General features: G+C 30.7%; 16 protein-coding genes and 1 pseudogene. All 17 read left to right on the plus strand.

The features are described 5' to 3' along the window. The first annotated feature begins 137 nt into the window (after positions 1-137). The 17 genes and pseudogenes from HYG84_RS09750 to HYG84_RS09830 all read left to right on the plus strand — a co-directional run bounded on the left by HYG84_RS09750 (position 138) and on the right by HYG84_RS09830 (position 17,781). Positions 138-2,057: an ABC transporter ATP-binding protein gene (locus HYG84_RS09750; RefSeq protein ID WP_212376403.1), complete on the plus strand. Its 1,920-nt coding sequence runs from the start codon at positions 138-140 to the stop codon at positions 2,055-2,057. Positions 2,058-2,236: 179 nt separating this feature from the next. Further along, the gene (locus HYG84_RS09755; protein ID WP_212376406.1) at positions 2,237-2,998 is read left to right on the plus strand and encodes a polysaccharide deacetylase family protein; all 762 of its coding nucleotides are present in this window, start codon (positions 2,237-2,239) and stop codon (positions 2,996-2,998) included. 243 nt (positions 2,999-3,241) lie between these two features. Continuing rightward, complete coding sequence (locus HYG84_RS09760; protein ID WP_212376409.1) at positions 3,242-4,789, plus strand: putative polysaccharide biosynthesis protein; 1,548 nt, start codon at positions 3,242-3,244, stop codon at positions 4,787-4,789. A 253-nt stretch (positions 4,790-5,042) separates the two neighbouring features. Then, positions 5,043-7,175, plus strand: a complete 2,133-nt coding sequence (locus HYG84_RS09765) for a ribonucleoside triphosphate reductase (protein ID WP_212376412.1) — start codon at positions 5,043-5,045, stop codon at positions 7,173-7,175. 7 nt (positions 7,176-7,182) lie between these two features. Further along, positions 7,183-7,866, plus strand: a complete 684-nt coding sequence (locus tag HYG84_RS09770) for an anaerobic ribonucleoside-triphosphate reductase activating protein (RefSeq protein ID WP_212376415.1) — start codon at positions 7,183-7,185, stop codon at positions 7,864-7,866. A 432-nt stretch (positions 7,867-8,298) separates the two neighbouring features. Beyond that, positions 8,299-9,462: a methyltransferase domain-containing protein gene (locus HYG84_RS09775; protein ID WP_212376418.1), complete on the plus strand. Its 1,164-nt coding sequence runs from the start codon at positions 8,299-8,301 to the stop codon at positions 9,460-9,462. A gap of 82 nt (positions 9,463-9,544) precedes the next feature. After that, entirely contained in the window at positions 9,545-9,697 is a 153-nt protein-coding gene (locus HYG84_RS09780; RefSeq protein WP_212376421.1) for a hypothetical protein, read from the plus strand. Positions 9,698-9,832: 135 nt separating this feature from the next. Beyond that, positions 9,833-10,450: a uridine kinase gene (locus HYG84_RS09785; RefSeq protein ID WP_212376424.1), complete on the plus strand. Its 618-nt coding sequence runs from the start codon at positions 9,833-9,835 to the stop codon at positions 10,448-10,450. Positions 10,451-10,516: 66 nt separating this feature from the next. After that, positions 10,517-10,981 carry a pyridoxamine 5'-phosphate oxidase family protein gene (locus HYG84_RS09790; RefSeq protein ID WP_212376427.1) on the plus strand — a complete coding sequence of 155 codons (465 nt, stop codon included), beginning with the start codon at positions 10,517-10,519 and terminating at the stop codon, positions 10,979-10,981. A gap of 134 nt (positions 10,982-11,115) precedes the next feature. Beyond that, positions 11,116-11,529: pseudogene (gene msrB / locus HYG84_RS09795) on the plus strand (peptide-methionine (R)-S-oxide reductase MsrB); the annotation flags it as partial. Between the two features lie 451 nt (positions 11,530-11,980). Then, on the plus strand, positions 11,981-12,367 hold the full coding sequence (locus HYG84_RS09800; RefSeq protein WP_212376433.1) for a GNAT family N-acetyltransferase: 387 nt from the start codon (positions 11,981-11,983) through the stop codon (positions 12,365-12,367). Between the two features lie 156 nt (positions 12,368-12,523). Beyond that, a complete protein-coding gene (locus tag HYG84_RS09805) occupies positions 12,524-13,777 on the plus strand; it encodes a S8 family serine peptidase (protein WP_212376436.1) in 1,254 nt (417 codons plus the stop codon). A 313-nt stretch (positions 13,778-14,090) separates the two neighbouring features. After that, entirely contained in the window at positions 14,091-14,561 is a 471-nt protein-coding gene (locus HYG84_RS09810) for a GNAT family N-acetyltransferase (protein ID WP_212376439.1), read from the plus strand. A gap of 73 nt (positions 14,562-14,634) precedes the next feature. Next, positions 14,635-15,207 carry a class I SAM-dependent methyltransferase gene (locus tag HYG84_RS09815; RefSeq protein ID WP_212376442.1) on the plus strand — a complete coding sequence of 191 codons (573 nt, stop codon included), beginning with the start codon at positions 14,635-14,637 and terminating at the stop codon, positions 15,205-15,207. A gap of 117 nt (positions 15,208-15,324) precedes the next feature. Beyond that, positions 15,325-15,858 carry a GNAT family N-acetyltransferase gene (locus HYG84_RS09820; RefSeq protein ID WP_212376445.1) on the plus strand — a complete coding sequence of 178 codons (534 nt, stop codon included), beginning with the start codon at positions 15,325-15,327 and terminating at the stop codon, positions 15,856-15,858. Positions 15,859-15,865: 7 nt separating this feature from the next. Next, positions 15,866-16,819, plus strand: a complete 954-nt coding sequence (locus tag HYG84_RS09825) for an aminoglycoside phosphotransferase family protein (RefSeq protein WP_249168576.1) — start codon at positions 15,866-15,868, stop codon at positions 16,817-16,819. A 233-nt stretch (positions 16,820-17,052) separates the two neighbouring features. Beyond that, positions 17,053-17,781 carry a nucleotidyltransferase domain-containing protein gene (locus HYG84_RS09830; protein WP_212376449.1) on the plus strand — a complete coding sequence of 243 codons (729 nt, stop codon included), beginning with the start codon at positions 17,053-17,055 and terminating at the stop codon, positions 17,779-17,781. Positions 17,782-17,941 lie beyond the last annotated feature (160 nt).

Genomic DNA, 17,941 nt, shown 5'->3' on the forward strand with positions numbered 1-17,941 from the left:
TATCTTTATACCCATTGTATAAAGTCTAGAGGTTTGCTACCATAGTCATTATAAATATTGTACACAATAGTTGCAGTTAAAACAAACAAATAATACAATATAGATATAGAATATATAAATACAGTAAGGAGACTTATATGAACTTAATAACGGTGGAAAACATTAGTAAAAGCTATGTTGATAAAAAACTTTTTGAAAGTATTACATTTGGAATACATGAGGGACAAAGAATAGGCCTTATAGGAGTAAATGGAACAGGTAAATCTACACTCCTAAAAGTAATAGCTGGAATAATAGAGCCAGATAGTGGTAAAAGAACGGTGGCTGGTCAGACAGCTATTGAATATTTACCACAGAACCCAGATTTTGAAATAGGATCTACAGTGCTAGAGCAGGTTTTTAATAGTGCAAACCCATTGCTTCAACTAGTATACCAATATGAAAAAACTTTAAAGGAATTAAACGATAATCCAGAAGATAAAAATTTACAACAAAAACTTGCAGGACTAAGTCAACAGATGGATAGCAAAGGAGCATGGGATCTAGAATCAAGTGCTAAGGGAATTTTAATAAAGCTAGGCATTAATAATTTTACTATGGCCGTAGAAAATCTATCTGGCGGACAAAGAAAAAGAGTAGCACTAGCTAGGGCACTAATTCAGCCATCAGATCTTCTAATACTAGATGAGCCAACAAACCATATTGATAACGATACCGTGGAATGGCTAGAGGAGTATTTATCTAAGTGGAAAGGTGCTCTGCTTTTAATAACTCATGATCGTTATTTCTTAAATCGTGTTGTTAACAATATTTTAGAGCTGGACGAAGGAAAACTTTATAGCTATGAAGGTAACTACGAGCAATTTTTAGAAAAAAAGGCAGAGCGAGAAGAGAACTACTTAGCTCTTCAAAGAAAACATGCTTCTTTATTTAGAAAGGAATTAGCTTGGATAAAGCGTGGAGCTAAAGCAAGAACAACTAAGCAAAAAGCGAGAATAGATAGATTTGAAGAATTACAAAACAAGAGCTTTAAAACCTCTGAAGATAAAGTTGATATTACACTTGGAGCGAGTAGATTAGGCAAGAAGGTTTTAGAACTAAAAGATATAAGCAAGAGCTATGGTAAGACAAGTATTGTTAAAGATTTCAACTATGTTTTTAAACCAGGAGATCGGATTGGTATAATAGGTAAAAATGGATTTGGAAAATCTACTCTATTAAATATTATAGCTGGTAAAACACTTCAAGATAGTGGAGAAATAGATGTAGGACAAACCGTAAAAATGGCTTATTACGATCAGGAAAGTGAAGAGCTGGACACTAACATGAGGGTAATAGACTATATAAAAGAGGTTGGAGAATTTATACAAACTGAAGATGGAAGTAAAATTAGTGCTTCTCAGATGCTAGAGAGATTTTTATTTTTACCAAATGCCCAGTGGGCACCTATTGGTAAGTTATCTGGTGGAGAGAGAAGGCGTCTTTATTTACTAAGAAAATTAGTAGGAGAGCCCAATGTCTTATTACTAGATGAACCTACCAATGATTTAGACATACAAACATTAACAATACTAGAAGACTATCTAGATCATTTTCAAGGAACTGTAATAATAGTTTCTCATGATAGGTACTTTTTAGATAGAACTGTGGAGCAATTATTTGTATTTGAAGGAAATGGTCAAATAAGAGAGTATACAGGCAACTATTCAGATTATATGAGAAATAGGAAACTGAATATAGAATTAGAAAATAAAGAAAAATTAAGTCATGAAAAGAGGGAACAGATAGAAATTAAAAATATAAATACAAGGCCTGTAAAATTGTCCTATAAAGATCAGAGAGAATACGATGAAATAGAAGGAATTATAGCAAATCTTGAGAATAAGCTGGAGAATGTTGCTAGCAAAATTGATGGAGCTTCTAATGATTTCGTACTACTTCAGGAATATTTAGAGGAGCAGAAGACATTAGAACAGCAGTTAGAATTAAAGATGGAAAGATGGATGGAATTACTAGAGCTAGTAGAACAAATTGAAAAAAACAAAGAAGAAAAATAGGTTACAATTACTAGAACCACAATTTTACTACATGCATATATCACTATGGTTTTAATATGAGTGTTGACCAAGCAGGATAGCAAAGATTTATAAGAGATATAAAATAACCTTCTTTTTCAATCATACAGTATATTCTATTTGCATAAATACTATTGTATGATTTAAAGGAGGAGAGAAAATTGAAGAAAAGGCTGAAACCAATATTTATTGTTTTTATTTCTATTTTTCTTATAATAATAGGAATTATTAGTTGGATAGGAATAAAAAATAGTAGGTTTTCAAAACATAATTTTGTATTTATGGATATTAGGGGCAGCTACACACAGGTGATTACAGAAGGAACGCGAGAAGAAAAGGTTATAGCTTTAACATTTGATGATGGCCCTCATCCTGAATTTACACCGCAAATATTAGATTTATTAAAAGAATACGAAGCTAAAGCTACCTTTTTTATATTAGGAAAACAAGCAAAGTTGTATCCGGACTTAGTAAAAAGAGAGGTAGAAGAGGGACATGAACTTGGAAATCACACTTTTTCCCATATAGATGTAAAAAAAGCTTCTAAAGAAAAGATAAGAGAAGAATTTCAAAAAACTCAAGATACAATTTATTTAATTACAGGAATTAAGCCTAAAGTATTTCGTCCCCCATATGGATTTTATAACGAGAAAACTATAGATGTGGCTAATGAAAATGGGTGTAAAATTATATTATGGTCTCGCAATCAAGACTCAAAGGATTGGAGCAGTCCTGGTGTAGATAAAATTGTTAATACTGTAATTACCAAAACTGAAAATGGAGATATTATATTGTTACATGATTATATAGAAGGTAATAGTCACACCGTGGATGCATTAAAAGTAATTTTGCCTCATTTAAAGAATAAAGGATATAGATTTGTAACTGTATCTGAGTTATTAGATTTATCTTCAACTTATTAAAGAGTATAAAGAGATCTAGATTTATTGCATGATACTGTAAATAAAAAGAATAGGTTAACCTATTCTTTTTTGCTTATATAGTTAAAAATCTGCTTCATTTAAATAAATAGCATTTAGCTTTAGTTATAAAAATATAAAATGCATACAGTAACCTAATTTAAAATGTTAGTTTTAATTAATTCATATTGTTTCTATCTTATAAATATATTTAAGTAGAACATTTCGTTATGAAGGAGAAAACTTATGTCAAATAAGAAGTTGCTTAAAGGTGCATTTATTCTTGCTTTTGCAGGACTTGCGGCAAAGTTTCTAGGGGTTTTTTTCAAAATTCCACTACAGAAATTAATCGGTGATGAAGGAATGGGACTATTTGGTTTGCCTTACCCACTTTACACCGTAATGCTTTCTATATCTATTACTGGGTTTCCAGCTGCTGTATCTAAGTTAATATCAGAAAAGCTGGCTAGTGAAGATGTATATGGAGCAAACAAAATATTTACAGTATCTCTTATTATGCTTATTTCAATTGGGTTATTTTCTTCAGCTTTTTTATATTTTGGAGCACATTATATTATAGATTTATTAGATTGGCCTAGAGATGCTTACTACTCAATTGTAGGATTATCTATAGCTCCATTATTTGTTTCTATTATGTCTGCTTTTAGAGGATACTTCCAAGGTATGCAGCTAATGGGTCCTACGGCTATTTCGCAAATTGTAGAACAAATAGGAAGGGTTTTAATCGGGGTTGGATTATCCTATTATACAATTTCAATGGGAGTAGGATATGCAGCAGGTGCAGCATCATTTGGCGCTTCAGCTGGATCAATATTAGGAGTTATCGTGCTTGTTATATGCTACTTTATATTTAAAAAAAGCTATAGAATAGATAAGAAAGAAAAAAACTATACTAGAGTTTCATCATGGAGCATTGTAAAGCAAATTACATGGTTTGCTATACCTATTTCTATAGGAGGTATATTAAGCTCTATAATGACATTAATAGACGCTATTATGGTACCTTCTAGGCTTTTACGAGGGGGCTATACTGTAGAGGGAATTACTGTTCTTTATGGACAGTTAACAGGAAAGGCTGTTACATTAATGAATGTTCCACTTACCTTTAGCGTAGCTATGGCTGCTAGCATTATTCCTGCAATAGCGGAGTCTTATAGTAGGAGAAATTTAGATGAGCTTAGGGAGAAGACAAAATCAGCTCTTAAAATTACAATAATTATAGCTTTACCTGCTGCTATTGGTCTTTCCATATTAGCTCCACAAATTATTCATCTTTTATGGGGTAAAGGAGAAGCGGGAGGGGAAATTTTAAGGGTTCTATCTTTAAATGTTATTTTTATTTCATTAGCACAAATATTAGGTAGTATTCTGCAAGGTACTAACAAGGTGTACACACCTTTAAGAAATCTTCTAATAGGAGTTATAATTAAAATTATTGTTAGTTATTATTTATTAGTTAGCAAGATTAATATACTAGGTGCTGTTGTGGGATCTATTATTGGATATTTAGTAGTTATGGTACTTAACTACATTGAAGTAAAAAGATCTATTAAATTTAAAATTGGAATAAAAAATAGTATTTTAAAGCCTGTAGTTGCATCTGCTTTTATGGTTATTACTATTTGCTTTATATATCCATATATATATTTGAAGTTTTTAAGTGAGAATATAGCTACTCTAATCTCTATTATGATGGCAATGTTAGTTTATTTTCTAATTATTTATTTTTCTAGGGCTATAGATTTAAGCGAAAATATGATTATAAAAAAATAAATACTAATAAAACTTTTTTGTCAAATATTTATATATAAAATCAGCGTGCGGTTACAAAATATGTATGCTAATTTTTTATTATAAAAAGAAAATTTATAATTGAAATCTAGGAAGGTTGGTGCAGAATGAAGTAGAAATTTTTCGAATTAGATCTAATATGAGGATAACGGAATATTGCAAAAAACAGTCATAATATTGTATGATGTACAATATGTAGTATAAAAGGAAATAAAGAAGCAATAGGAGGGGTACAATGGCTGTTTCTAAGGTTCAGAAGAGGAATGGAGAGATTGTAGACTTTGATGGTAGCAAAATTAAGGATGCTATATTTGCTGCAGCAAAATCTGTAGGGGGAACTAATGAAGTTAAGGCAACTAAATTATCAAAAGTGTCAATTGAAATAATTAATGAAACCTATGGTGCAGGTGTTCCTTCGGTAGAGGATATACAAGATATCGTAGAAAAGGTATTAATTGAGGAAGGCCATGCTAAAACAGCAAAGGCTTATATACTATATCGTAAAAAACAAGAAGAAATAAGGGAAGTTAAAAACCTATTTATGGATGCAGAAAGAATGATAGAAGATTATGTAAACTTAGAAGACTGGAGAGTAAATGAAAATGCCAATATGGGTTTTTCTCTACAAGGTTTAAATAATCATATTGTTGAAAGCATTAGTAAAAAGTATTGGTTAAATAAAATATATCGTAAAGAATTAAGAGATGCCCATATTAAAGGGGATTTACATATACACGATCTTGGATTATTAGCGCCATATTGCTGTGGATGGGATTTAGAAGATTTCCTAAATAGAGGTTTTAAAGGTGCAAAGGGAAAGGTAGAATCAAGACCTCCAAAGCACTTTGAATCGGCACTAGGTCAGTTAGTTAATCTATTATATACATTACAAGGCGAAGCAGCAGGGGCTCAGGCGGTTTCAAGTATTGATACATATTTAGCACCATTTATTTATTATGATAACTTAGGTTATGAACAGGTAAAAAAATCTATGCAAAGATTTATATTTAATTTAAACGTACCAACAAGGGTTGGTTTTCAAACACCATTTACTAATATTACATTAGACATAACGCCCCACGAGTTGTTAAGGAAACAACCGGTAATGATTGGTGGAAAGTTAATGGACAAAACATATGGAGAATTTCAAAAAGAAATGGATATGTTTAATCTTGCCTTCTGCGAGGTAATGATGGGAGGAGATGGAGCGGGCAGAGCCTTTAGCTTTCCTATTCCAACTGTTAATATTACAAAGGATTTTCCATGGAATTCAGAAGTAGTTAATTCAATTATGGATATGACAAGAAAGTTTGGTACTCCATACTTTGCTAATTTTTTAAATTCTGATTTGTCACCTGAGGATATTAGATCTATGTGCTGTAGACTAAGACTGGATAATCGTGAGCTTAGAAAAAGAGGGGGAGGATTATTTGGAGCAAATCCACTTACAGGCTCAATAAATGTTGTAACATTAAATATGGGTAGAATAGGCTATCTGTCTAACTCTATGGAAGAATTTAAGAAAAGAGTTAGAGAATTAATGGAAATATCTAAAGAAATTTGCGAAACTAAAAGAGATGTATTAGAAAAATATATGGATGCAGGACTATACCCTTATTCAAGATATTACTTAGAAGGAGTAAAAAATGCAACAGGTGGATATTTCAAAAATCACTTCTCTACAATTGGTTTAAATGGAATGAACGAAGCTTGTATAAACTTATTAGGCGTTGACATTACCACAGAAGAAGGTAATGAGTTTGCAGTAGAGATAATGGAATTTATGAATCGTGTTATACAAATATTTCAAGAGGAAACTGGAAGCCTATGGAACCTTGAAGCATCCCCGGCTGAAGGTGCAGCATATAGATTTGCCAGAATAGATAAAAAAATGTATCCGAAGATATATACTCAAGGTGAAAATGAGCCTTATTATACAAACTCCACACAGCTTCCTGTTAATTATACAAAAGATGTTTTTGAAGCTGTAGAATTGCAAGAAAAATTACAGTCCCTATATACCGGTGGAACAGTATTTCACGGATTTATAGGTGAAGAAATTAAAGATGTGGAAACTTGTAAAATGCTAATCAAAAAGGTAATGGAAAGAAGTAGTATTCCATACTTTACTGTTAGTCCTACATTTTCAATATGTTCTGATCATGGATATTTATCTGGAGAGCATTTTGAGTGTCCAGAGTGTGGAAGAGATGCAGAAGTTTGGACTAGGGTAGTTGGTTTCCATAGACCTGTTCAAGCATGGAACAAGGGTAAGCAGGAGGAGTACAAAGATCGTACTGAGTTTGAGGCAGCTAGCAGTTTAGAAACCTTAGAAGTTATGGTAGAAGAGAATATAAATGTAGGATAGATATAAAATGAATATTATAGGAATAGAAAAGTCTTCCTTTATAGACTATCCGAATAATATTTGTACTGTACTATTTACAGGAGGGTGTAACTTTAGGTGCCCTTACTGTCATAATAGCTCTATTGTAAATAATACAGGAGATAAGATAGATGAAGAGGAGATAATTGATTTTTTAAAGAAGAGAAAGAAGTTTATAGATACCTTATGTATTTCTGGAGGAGAGCCAACACTTCAAAAAGACTTATATGATTTTATTTGTAGAGTTAAAGAAGAAGGTTTTATTATAAAATTAGATACTAATGGTACAAATCCTACCATATTAAGAAATTTAATAGATAAAAAACTAATAGATTATGTTGCCATGGATATAAAGGCACCCTTGATTAAATATCCATCTATTGTTAAATCTTTTGTGGATTTAAATGACATACAAGAGAGCATAAATATTTTATTGAAAAATAAAGTTGATTATGAGTTTAGAACTACAATATGCAAAGAGCTACTTAGCATAGAAGATATTGAAACAATAGCTAAAGAACTTAAAGGCTGTAAAACATATGTGCTGCAAAACTTTAGGGATGGAGAAACAGTTTTAGCAGGGAAAAATAGATTTACATCATATAAAGCTGAGGAGCTAAAAGAGATCGAGGAAGCTATATCTTCCCTATTAAATAAGGTCGTTATTCGATAATAAAAACATCTGTATAGTTAGAAAGTGAATTTATACACTTTCAACTATTCAGGTGTTTTTTATTTTGAGAAGTTATATTAAATATACAAATATTTAAACAAATTACAAGGGATTAATAGGAAAAAGAAGAATAGTACTATTATGTCTATTTAATAAAATAAGATTTTATGTAAATCAAATATAACAAGGTTTATTAAAGGAGTTTTATTAGAGAATATACTAGGACATCAAAAATTAAATTTGAAGATATTTATGGTTCCTGTAGTAGCTGCAAGACTTAAAGAGAGAATACCTGGGGAAGAAGAGTGGTTACTAAGTGTTATAGATATGAAGTTAAAATACCTAGCTGGATAGCTTGTAATATTATATAAAGGGAAACGGCGTGATTATTGTCTATACGCAATTCTTGATAATGAATGGAGATGATTTTAAATGGAATGGATAAAAGATTTTTATATAGATCAGTATAATTTTATGATGAAATTGATGGGGGAAGCCTCACTAGAAATAACTAAACACCACTTGAATCAAGTAAAAATTATAAAAGAAGCATGTGAAGTATATGGAGGGAATATTTTAGAGTTAGGAGCAGGCTTCGGACAATTTGCAGTAGCAGCTGCTGAAGGTGGTTATAATGTAACAGCTATAGAACTTGCCTCCAACGCAGTCCAAAATATGAAGGAACTATCTAATAGATATTTGGCTGGCGGTATAGAAATTATAGAAGGAGATTTTTATGAAATTAACCTAGATAAACAATTCGATGTAGTATGCTATTGGGATGGATTTGGAATTGGTTCTGATAAAGAGCAAAGACATTTACTTAATCGTATTAATAATTGGTTGAAACCAGAAGGTGTTGCATTTATTGATATATACACACCATGGTACTGGGCGGCCGTTAGTGGACAGGAAATGGACTTTGGTAAGATAAAAAGAAAATATAGTTTCGATGCTAAAGAATGTTGTATGTTAGATACATGGTGGTTAGAAGGTGAAGAAGATAAATCTGTAACACAGAAATTACGTTGCTATTCTCCAGTAGATATGGATTTATTACTCCAAGGTATTGGACTGAAAATTGAAAGCATTGAACCTGGAGGAGGAATTAAGGATTATAAAACATTAGAATATGAAGAAAAGGTGTCATTGGATAAAGCAATGTCCTATAGAGTTAAATTAGTAAAAGAATTCAAGGAACGACCAGAACATGATTTAGAGTGTAGCAAGCTTAACGAAGATAAAGTAAAAAAGTATATTTACGAACCAGAGGATTCGACAATAAAGTATAACAAACTTATAAGAGATAAAATTCCAGAAATTTGTTCTAAGAATGGAAAAGAGGCAATAACAAAAGAGCTAAACGATGAAGAATTTGCAGATTTTTTAGCATATAAGTTAAAAGAAGAAAGTGAAGAGTATATAGAAAGTAGAGAAATAGAGGAAATTGCTGATGTGCTAGAAGTTATACATGCTATAACAAAAAATTCTGGTAAGAGATGTATAGATGTAGAAAATATAATGATTGCAAAGAGGGAAGAAAGAGGTGGTTTTGATAAAAAATTATTATTAATCGAAACTAGATCTAAAAAATAAACACAATTATTTTTATTATGTGAAGTATTATTTTTAAAAAATGTAGGAGATATTAGATGATCGATTTTAATATTAAGTAAATGTGCATTATGCAGTTACCTGGAGTGAAAAGGGTAAAAAAGGAAAGAAGATAGTAGTCGGTACCCATGGAAATATAATGTCTATTATTTTAGACTACTATAACGACAAGTATGGCTATGAATTTTGGAGAGGCTTGAGTATGCCTGGCATATAAGTTAAGCTTTGAAGAAAATACTCTAGTTGAAGTAAAAATAATTTGGCAAGATTAGATTGAAAGCAAATACATATAATAGACAGATTTTTTAAAATATGTACAAGATAAATATAATTTGATACTGGAGATAATGCGATGATAGAAATTATTAAAACAATAATTGATCTTAAAAATAAACAAAGCAATACTATGGTAGCTATTGATGGTCTGGGCGGATCGGGCAAAACAACAATAACAAAGAGTATAGCAGAAAATTTAAAAACTAAAGGTTACAATCCAGTTATTATACATATTGATGATTTTATTCAGCCCAAATCAGTTAGATACAATGAAAAATATGAAGAATGGTTTTGCTACTACCATTTACAGTGGAGGTATAAGTATTTAATAGATAATATATTATGCCCAATTTATGACGGAGAAAAAATGATAGATAGAAAAATAGAGTTATATGATAAAGACATAGATGAATATAAAGTAAAAGATTTTAAATATGACTCAGATAAATCACTGTTGATTATTGAAGGTGTTTTTCTTCAAAGACCAGAACTAAAAAAATTTTTGAATTATGTAATATATCTTGATATACCAAAAGATATAAGGTTAGAAAGAGTGATTAAAAGAGATAGATATATAGGAAACGATCAGCAAATAGTAGATAAATATAAAACAAGGTATTTCCCAGCTGAAGAAAGATATATATCTACATGCTGTCCGAAAGATAATGCAGATCTAGTTATTAGCTACATCTAAAATGATATAATTTAAAAATAGATAAGTATAACATAAAAGCACATTATTAAATGAGGGGGAGCTAATATGTTTAAAGAAATGAGAAGAAAAGATAAGGAAATAACAAAAGATGAAATAGAAGAAATTTTGACCAAAGGAGAATATGGAGTTCTTTCCACGATTGATGATAATGGATACCCATATACTGTTCCTTTAAGTTTTGTTTATTATAATAATAGTATATATTTTCATTGTGCTATTGAAGGGCAAAAACTTGATAATATGAGGCAAAATGATAAAGTATCTTTTTGTGTGGTTACAGACACAGAAGTATTGGCTAAAAAGTTTACCACAAAATATAAAAGTGTGGTGATTTTTGGTGCAGCAAGTGAAGTAGTAGACTCTTTAAAAGAAGAGGTTTTATTTGAACTTGCAAATAAGTATTCTCCACAGTTTTTAGTAGAAGGAAAAAAATATATACAAAATGCTAAGGACAAGACAAAAGTAATAAAAATAGATATACACCATATAACAGGAAAGGCTGGAAAGTAATAAAGAATAGTATTAATCGAAACTAAGAACAATATATTAAGGCAGGTAATTTATAAAGATGCTCTTAAAAGATAAATAAACTAGATAGGAAGATGGAAATGGATAAGAAATACTCTAAACCAGATGAAAAGACATTAAAAGAGAAATTAACTACTATTCAATACGAGGTTACACAAAATAATGCTACAGAAAGACCATTTACTAGCGAATATAATAATAACAATGAAGAAGGCATATATGTAGACATAATTTCAGGAGAACCTTTGTTTAGCTCAAAACATAAATTTGATGCAGGTTGTGGATGGCCTAGTTTTTCAGAAACTATAGAAAATGACAATATTATTGAAAAGAGAGATACTAGCCATGGTATGATAAGGACTGAAGTTAGAAGTAAACATGGAAACTCCCACTTAGGTCATTTATTTAATGATGGTCCAAAAGAGATGGGTGGACTTAGATATTGCATAAACGGTGCTTCACTTAGGTTTATTAAGAAAGAAGATTTAGAAAAAGAGGGCTATGGAGAGTATCTGAAAATATTTCAATAATACAGTAGGCTTAAGATAACCAGTAGATAGGAGATTATATAAAAAACAGGAATGACATATTAAAAATCATCCTGTTTTTTTATTTTTGTTTAATATAATTGGGTGTGCAATTCATAAATATAACTAATATTATCACTTATTATTTTATATATATTATTCCATAAATCATATAGCAATAGAAGGAATTATTGGTAAAAAGAAGAATGATATAATAAATGAAGAGGGTAATCATTGATTAGTTTATTTATATTTGACGAAGAATTGAGTATTACAATAAATTAAGCAAGTTCACTAATATCTAGAAGAAAAATCATCTGCTAACAATATGTTCGGCAAAAATGTGCTGGTAGGTAAGGGTCTGGAAATATTATGGAAAAGGTTGATTAATCTTTGTTATTTACTACACCATGTTTTAAAAAATTAAGTGAGAGAGGTAAATTATACTATGATTATGTATTATACAGATAAAAAAGTTGATTATGATAAGTTAAAAACTTTGTTTAATGATGTAGGATGGAATGATAAAACTGAGGATACTAATAGATTAAAAGCCATGGTAGAGAATTCTCAAATAGTAGTTACTGCATGGGATGAAGAAATAATGGTTGGATTTGCCAGGTGTACAACTGATTATGTATTTAATGGACAAATAAATAATGTAGTGGTTGATTCAAAATACAGGAGAAAAGGTATTGGCAAAGTTTTAATAAATAAGATATTAGATAGTAGCAAACAAGTTACATACATGTTAAGGGGAAGTATTAGTAATGAGGAATTCTATAGAGGTTTAGGTTTTGAAGATGGTCCAATATCTTTGGTTTATAAACGCAAAGAATAAGATAGGGTTCGGGAATTGTAAGAATGTTCTCTGAAACATGGCACATGTACGTTCTTCAAGCTTTCGGTTTCTGGATGGCATAGAAAGGAATTTCATTCTTATTTGAAATAACATAATAATGACAATATAAATTAGTAATATAGGAGGAGAGTTAAAATGAAAAGATTTTTGTGTTTATTTATAGTAATGGTGATTTTGTTGGTTGGATGTACCCCATCTAAGGCAATACAAACAAAATCATCGGAATCGTCAGAACCATCAGAGTCATCAGTTCTGTATAAGACTATGCTTTCACCAGATAATAAATTGAGTATTGTCAGAAAACCTAATGCAGCAGATTATTCTTTCATTCATCCAGGAAAAATGACTGAATTGCCAAGCTATAATCCAAATTCAGGTCAAATGTGGCAGGTGGATTTAAGAAGTAGTGACCTAACGAATCTTGACTTATCAGAAAAGCTTGATGACCTGCTTTATGCTGATTTTGATAGCAAGACCAAATGGCCTAATAAATTACCTTATGGTTTTGAGCCGCAGATGATAATGGAGTTAGGAAAAAATCCTGGCCTGAGATTAAGAGAACTTCATAAAAAAGGAATTACGGGAAAAGGAATTGGTCTAGCAATAATTGACCAGGGATTGTTAGTTGATCATATGGAGTATAAAGAACAGTTAAAAATGTATGAAGAAATTCATTGTTCTGATGAAAATGCATCAATGCATGGACCTGCAGTTGCATCTATTGCTGTAGGGAAGACAGTTGGAGTAGCACCTGAAGCAGATCTTTATTATATTGCTGAAACGCATGGAGTTTTCAATGAAAAAGGGCAATTTGATTTGGATCTTTCCTGGCTTGCAAAATCTATAGACCGTATTGTTGAAGTTAATAAGACATTGCCTGAAGGTGAAAAAATCAGAGTCATATCAATTTCCTTAGGAATAGGAGGAAATGCAAATGGATATGGGAAAGCGCTAGAGTCTATTAAAAAGGCAAAACAGGAAGGAATCTATACTGTATATGTAGGAAGTAACCAATATATGGGACTTGGTCGTGATCCTTTAAAAAATGCAGATGATATTACTTCATTTACAAAAGGAGAGTTTTGGAAGAAACAAGAATATAATAAGTACCAGCTTTTAATTCCTATGGATTCTAGATGTACTGCCAGTCCTACGGGTGTTAATGATTATGTGTTTTATAGGAAAGGTGGTCTGAGTTGGTCAATACCTTATGTTGCAGGGTTATATGCATTGGCATGTCAAGTTAAACCTGATATTACACCTGATGTTTTTTGGGAAGAAGCATTTAATACAAGCGATACAATATCTGCCGACAATAGTAGTAAAACGACATTTGGAAGAATTGTTAATCCAGTAAAATTAATTGAAAAAATTGAGAAAATGAAATAGTACTGTTTATAGTTATATAGTAAATGCTAAGTAGCAAGAATAATTGAGATAAAGTCTAAGGAGAATTATTGATGCATGTAGTAAAGGTTATTATAATGGTTTGGAGAGGATATGATGAAAAATAATACACTTTCTCAAATAATACAAGAATATGTAAAAGATATGATATCTACAAAAGATACTATATGACACCCTTAGGCGATTATTTGTGTAGTAAGGATAGTTATTTAATAAAAAATCTAAAAAGCATAAGATATGCACAGATAAAATTGTTAAAGACATATATTGAATAATACTTATAGGAGGCTTGACTATGAACTACAGAAAAATCAAACTTAATGATAGTAGTGACGACAAGGAATTAGAGTTACTTTTAACTCAAATTGCAAAATGGCATAATACTACACCAAAGTTATGGATGCCAGATTACAGAGTATCAACTGTAGATATAGAGGAAACAGTGCAAAGAATTCGAAATACAAAAAATGAAGACTTATTTCTCGTCATTGCAGAAAACGATGAAGACCAAGTACAGGGATTTATATGGGCATATAAACAAGAAAAACCTCAATACAGTGTCATGATTCTATCATTGTATATTACAGAAGGCTACAGAGGGCGTGGTATAGCTACAAATCTAAAAATATTATTAGAACAATGGTGTCGCCTTGAAGGCATTAAAACCATACAGACAACAATTCATTACAACAATCATAATATGATGGCATTGAATCAAAAACTTGGATATATCCCAGGTATGGTATATATGACTAAAACCGTATAAGGTGTTTATTTTATAAAAGACGAGGTAATACGTAAAGTAGAATGTTTTGAATTCATCAGTAGGAGGGTCTAAAATGGAATACATGGGAAGTAAAGAATACCGGGATAAAAAGTTCTTAAATAGAAGTGATAAACTATTAAGTCCTGAAAAATCAATAATTGAAAATATAAAATATTTCAAAGAAGGTTCTGTTCTTGATATAGCCTGTGGAGATGGTAGAAATACTCTACTTTTTCTTGAAAAAGGCTTTAGGGTAACAGGAATTGACTTTAGTAGTAAAGCACTTGAACGTTTGGAGATGTTTGCTAGAAGAAATAATTATTTAGTGAATACAAAACAAATTGATTTAAGTACATCAAATTCATTAAAGAATATTGGTATATTTGATAATATTGTAATTAATCACTATAGATTAAATAAGGAGCAGCTTGCAGACATGAAAAATCATATAGCTGATGATGGTATTTTATTTATCTGTGGCTTTGGATATAAGCATAAAGTTAATTCTAAAATTAGAAAAGAGGATTTAATTCAATCAACTGACTTTGATGACATGGACAAGTCATTTGATCTAATTAGTTATATTGAAAATGAAGACGATAGAGGTTTTTTTGTCACTTATATTTTTCGTAAGAAGAAAAGCTAAAATCGAATTTTTGTGTGAAAATTTATAGGAATGAAAGACGTAATTATTTGTTATGACAAAGTATCTGCATAATGGTTGAGCATTGTTGCTAAGCTTTTAAAAAAGGAGAATTTACTTATGGAATATAGACTTTTAAAAAGAGAAGAAATAGAAAGATTAAGAGAGATAGATCGAAGTGAAATTATTGAGAAATTATATTTAGAAAATAATGGTAGGTTAGAATTGAAAAATGAATTTTATGATGTTAAAAATGAATGGTGGATTAATGAAGAAGTTGAAAAAATACTAGTACCACGTCTATACGATTTATTTGATAGAGGAGGAACAATAATCGGAGTTTTTAAAGGTAGAGAGATCAGCGGTATGGTGGCATTAGAAAGCGAATTTATCGGCAAGAATAAGGACCAACTTAAACTGGATATTCTTTTTGTCAGTAAAAAACATAGAAAAACAGGGATAGGTAAAAATCTTATGAACCTTGCAATAGAAAAAGCTAGAGAAAAAGGCGCATCTAAATTGTATATTTCTGCTACACCTTCTCAAAATACTGTAGATTTTTATCTGAGTCTAGGCTGTAAGGTTGCAACTGAAATTGATAAAGAACTATTTGAATTGGAACCTGAGGATATTCATTTAGAGCTTGAATTATAAGTAGATAATGGATGAATGTGATACTTTATTTATGAAGGGAGATGAAATTTTGATAGTATCTTTTAAGGATATTCCTGGTTCTAATAATTGGAGTATAGTAAAGCCAATTAATAAAGGATGGTCAGATGATAAAAAGTATTATATAAAAACCGTAGATGAAAAAGAGCTATTACTTAGAATATCAGACATAACACAATATGAAAATAAGGAAAAAGAATTTGAAAGCTTAAAATTACTTATTAACATGGATATATTAATGTCTCGTCCTATTGATTTTGGAATTTGCAATAAGGGTCAATTAGTTTATTCTTTGCTTACTTGGATTAATGGTGAAGATGCTGAAGTTATACTCCCTAAGCTTGATAATAAAGAACAATACAATCTAGGCACTAAGGCTGGTGTGTTTCTTAAACAAATACACAGAGCTCCTGCCCCTCAAAACCTACCCAGTTGGGCAGAAAGATTTAATGCTAAAATTGATAAAAAAATAGCTAATTATAAAGATTGTAGTATTCATTTTCATGGTGCTGATAGAATAATTGAATATATTGAACATAATCGTTCTCTTCTATTAAATCGACCACAGTCTTTTCAACATGGAGATTATCATGTTGGGAATATGATTATTACACCAGAAGGGGAATTAGGTATAGTTGATTTTAATAGAATGGATTATGGAGATCCATGGGAGGAATTTAACCGAATTACATTTTGTGTGAGTACGAGTCCTGCATTTGCATCGGGATACATTAACGGATATTTTGATAATAAAGTACCTGATTTGTTTTTTAGATTAATGGCGTTGTATATTGGAATTAATCAGCTTTCATCTATACCTTGGGCTATCCATTTTGGAGAGGAAGAAGTGAATACAATGCTTAAACAGGCGCAAAGTGTTTTGAAATGGTATGACGATTTTAAAACATATATTCCAAACTGGTATGTCACAAACCATGATTAATAAAGCACGGTCTTTATTGTGAGTAAGATAAGTGCAGAGATTATTGATGAGAATGAATATTCGATAATAGAAATGAAGATAGAATTAAAGTAACCTTTTAATAGGCCTAGCTTTCTTTTTCATACATATTAAAATGCATAGTTGCTCTATAGGTAAGCTACCATCATAAAATGAAATATTTAAATATGCAATTAAAGAACGTTATATGTCATATTATGCAGGAGGTTTAGACTGTGAAGAAATATATTGAAATAGCAAATAGAATATATCAAGAGAAGTATAGCAATGCAGAGTTCTTAATATTGGCGGGTTCAATAATCAGAGGCGAAGGGACAATGACGTCTGATTTAGATATAGTTGTAATTTATGAGAAAATAGATTGTGCATTTCGGGAGTCATTTATTTATGAAGGAATTATGGTTGAGGTATTTGCACATGATCTATCTACTGCAAAATATTTCATGCATACTGTAGATTTTAATAATGGTGCACCAATTATTGCGACTATGATTACTGAAGGAATCGTAATACCGAAAAAAATAGGATTATCTGATGAACTAAAGAGGATAGCTGAAGAATTCATATCAAAAGGACCCAATGAAGCAAATATCAACAAAATCAATAGCATGAGATATTCAATAACAAATCTGATTGACGATTTAATAGATAGCAAAAATAGATATGAACAAATTGCTACAGGATGTAGACTTTATGAAGAAGTTGCAGAGTTATATTTTAGTGCAAATAGAATTTGGAATGGCAAAGCTAAATCTATTGTCCGAGTTATGAAAAAGCATGATCACGAATTTGCAGAACGATATAATGATAGCTTTGATTTATTATTCAAAAATGGGGATGATTCAATGGCAGTTGAAATAAGTGAAGAGGTACTAAATTTGGTTGGTGGTTATTTATTTAATGGCTATAGATTGGTAGCTAAGCCTGAGTGGAGGATAGTATAGAAAACACCTGACAAATCAAGTGAATCTATTTAAGTAAATGCTGGGTGAGTTTATATAGAATTAGAAGATGAGCGGTAAATGAAAAAAGATATATATGAATGATATGTTCTATATTCTTTAGATTTAATATGGGCTAAGCAAACCGCAGAAATCATTGGAA

It is taken from the genome of Alkaliphilus sp. B6464 (assembly GCF_018141165.1).
Lineage (GTDB): Bacteria > Bacillota > Clostridia > Peptostreptococcales > Natronincolaceae > Alkaliphilus_B.

What these genes read in the sequence shown, in the direction of transcription:
- HYG84_RS09750 (WP_212376403.1), top strand. Translation starts at nt 138, where the DNA reads ATGAACTTAATAACGGTGGAAAACATTAGTAAAAGCTATGTTGATAAA.
- HYG84_RS09760 (WP_212376409.1), top strand. Translation starts at nt 3,242, where the DNA reads ATGTCAAATAAGAAGTTGCTTAAAGGTGCATTTATTCTTGCTTTTGCA.
- HYG84_RS09765 (WP_212376412.1), top strand. Translation starts at nt 5,043, where the DNA reads ATGGCTGTTTCTAAGGTTCAGAAGAGGAATGGAGAGATTGTAGACTTT.
- HYG84_RS09770 (WP_212376415.1), top strand. Translation starts at nt 7,183, where the DNA reads ATGAATATTATAGGAATAGAAAAGTCTTCCTTTATAGACTATCCGAAT.
- HYG84_RS09775 (WP_212376418.1), top strand. Translation starts at nt 8,299, where the DNA reads ATGGAATGGATAAAAGATTTTTATATAGATCAGTATAATTTTATGATG.
- HYG84_RS09785 (WP_212376424.1), top strand. Translation starts at nt 9,833, where the DNA reads ATGATAGAAATTATTAAAACAATAATTGATCTTAAAAATAAACAAAGC.
- HYG84_RS09790 (WP_212376427.1), top strand. Translation starts at nt 10,517, where the DNA reads ATGTTTAAAGAAATGAGAAGAAAAGATAAGGAAATAACAAAAGATGAA.
- HYG84_RS09800 (WP_212376433.1), top strand. Translation starts at nt 11,981, where the DNA reads ATGTATTATACAGATAAAAAAGTTGATTATGATAAGTTAAAAACTTTG.
- HYG84_RS09805 (WP_212376436.1), top strand. Translation starts at nt 12,524, where the DNA reads ATGAAAAGATTTTTGTGTTTATTTATAGTAATGGTGATTTTGTTGGTT.
- HYG84_RS09810 (WP_212376439.1), top strand. Translation starts at nt 14,091, where the DNA reads ATGAACTACAGAAAAATCAAACTTAATGATAGTAGTGACGACAAGGAA.
- HYG84_RS09815 (WP_212376442.1), top strand. Translation starts at nt 14,635, where the DNA reads ATGGAATACATGGGAAGTAAAGAATACCGGGATAAAAAGTTCTTAAAT.
- HYG84_RS09820 (WP_212376445.1), top strand. Translation starts at nt 15,325, where the DNA reads ATGGAATATAGACTTTTAAAAAGAGAAGAAATAGAAAGATTAAGAGAG.
- HYG84_RS09825 (WP_249168576.1), top strand. Translation starts at nt 15,866, where the DNA reads ATGGATGAATGTGATACTTTATTTATGAAGGGAGATGAAATTTTGATA.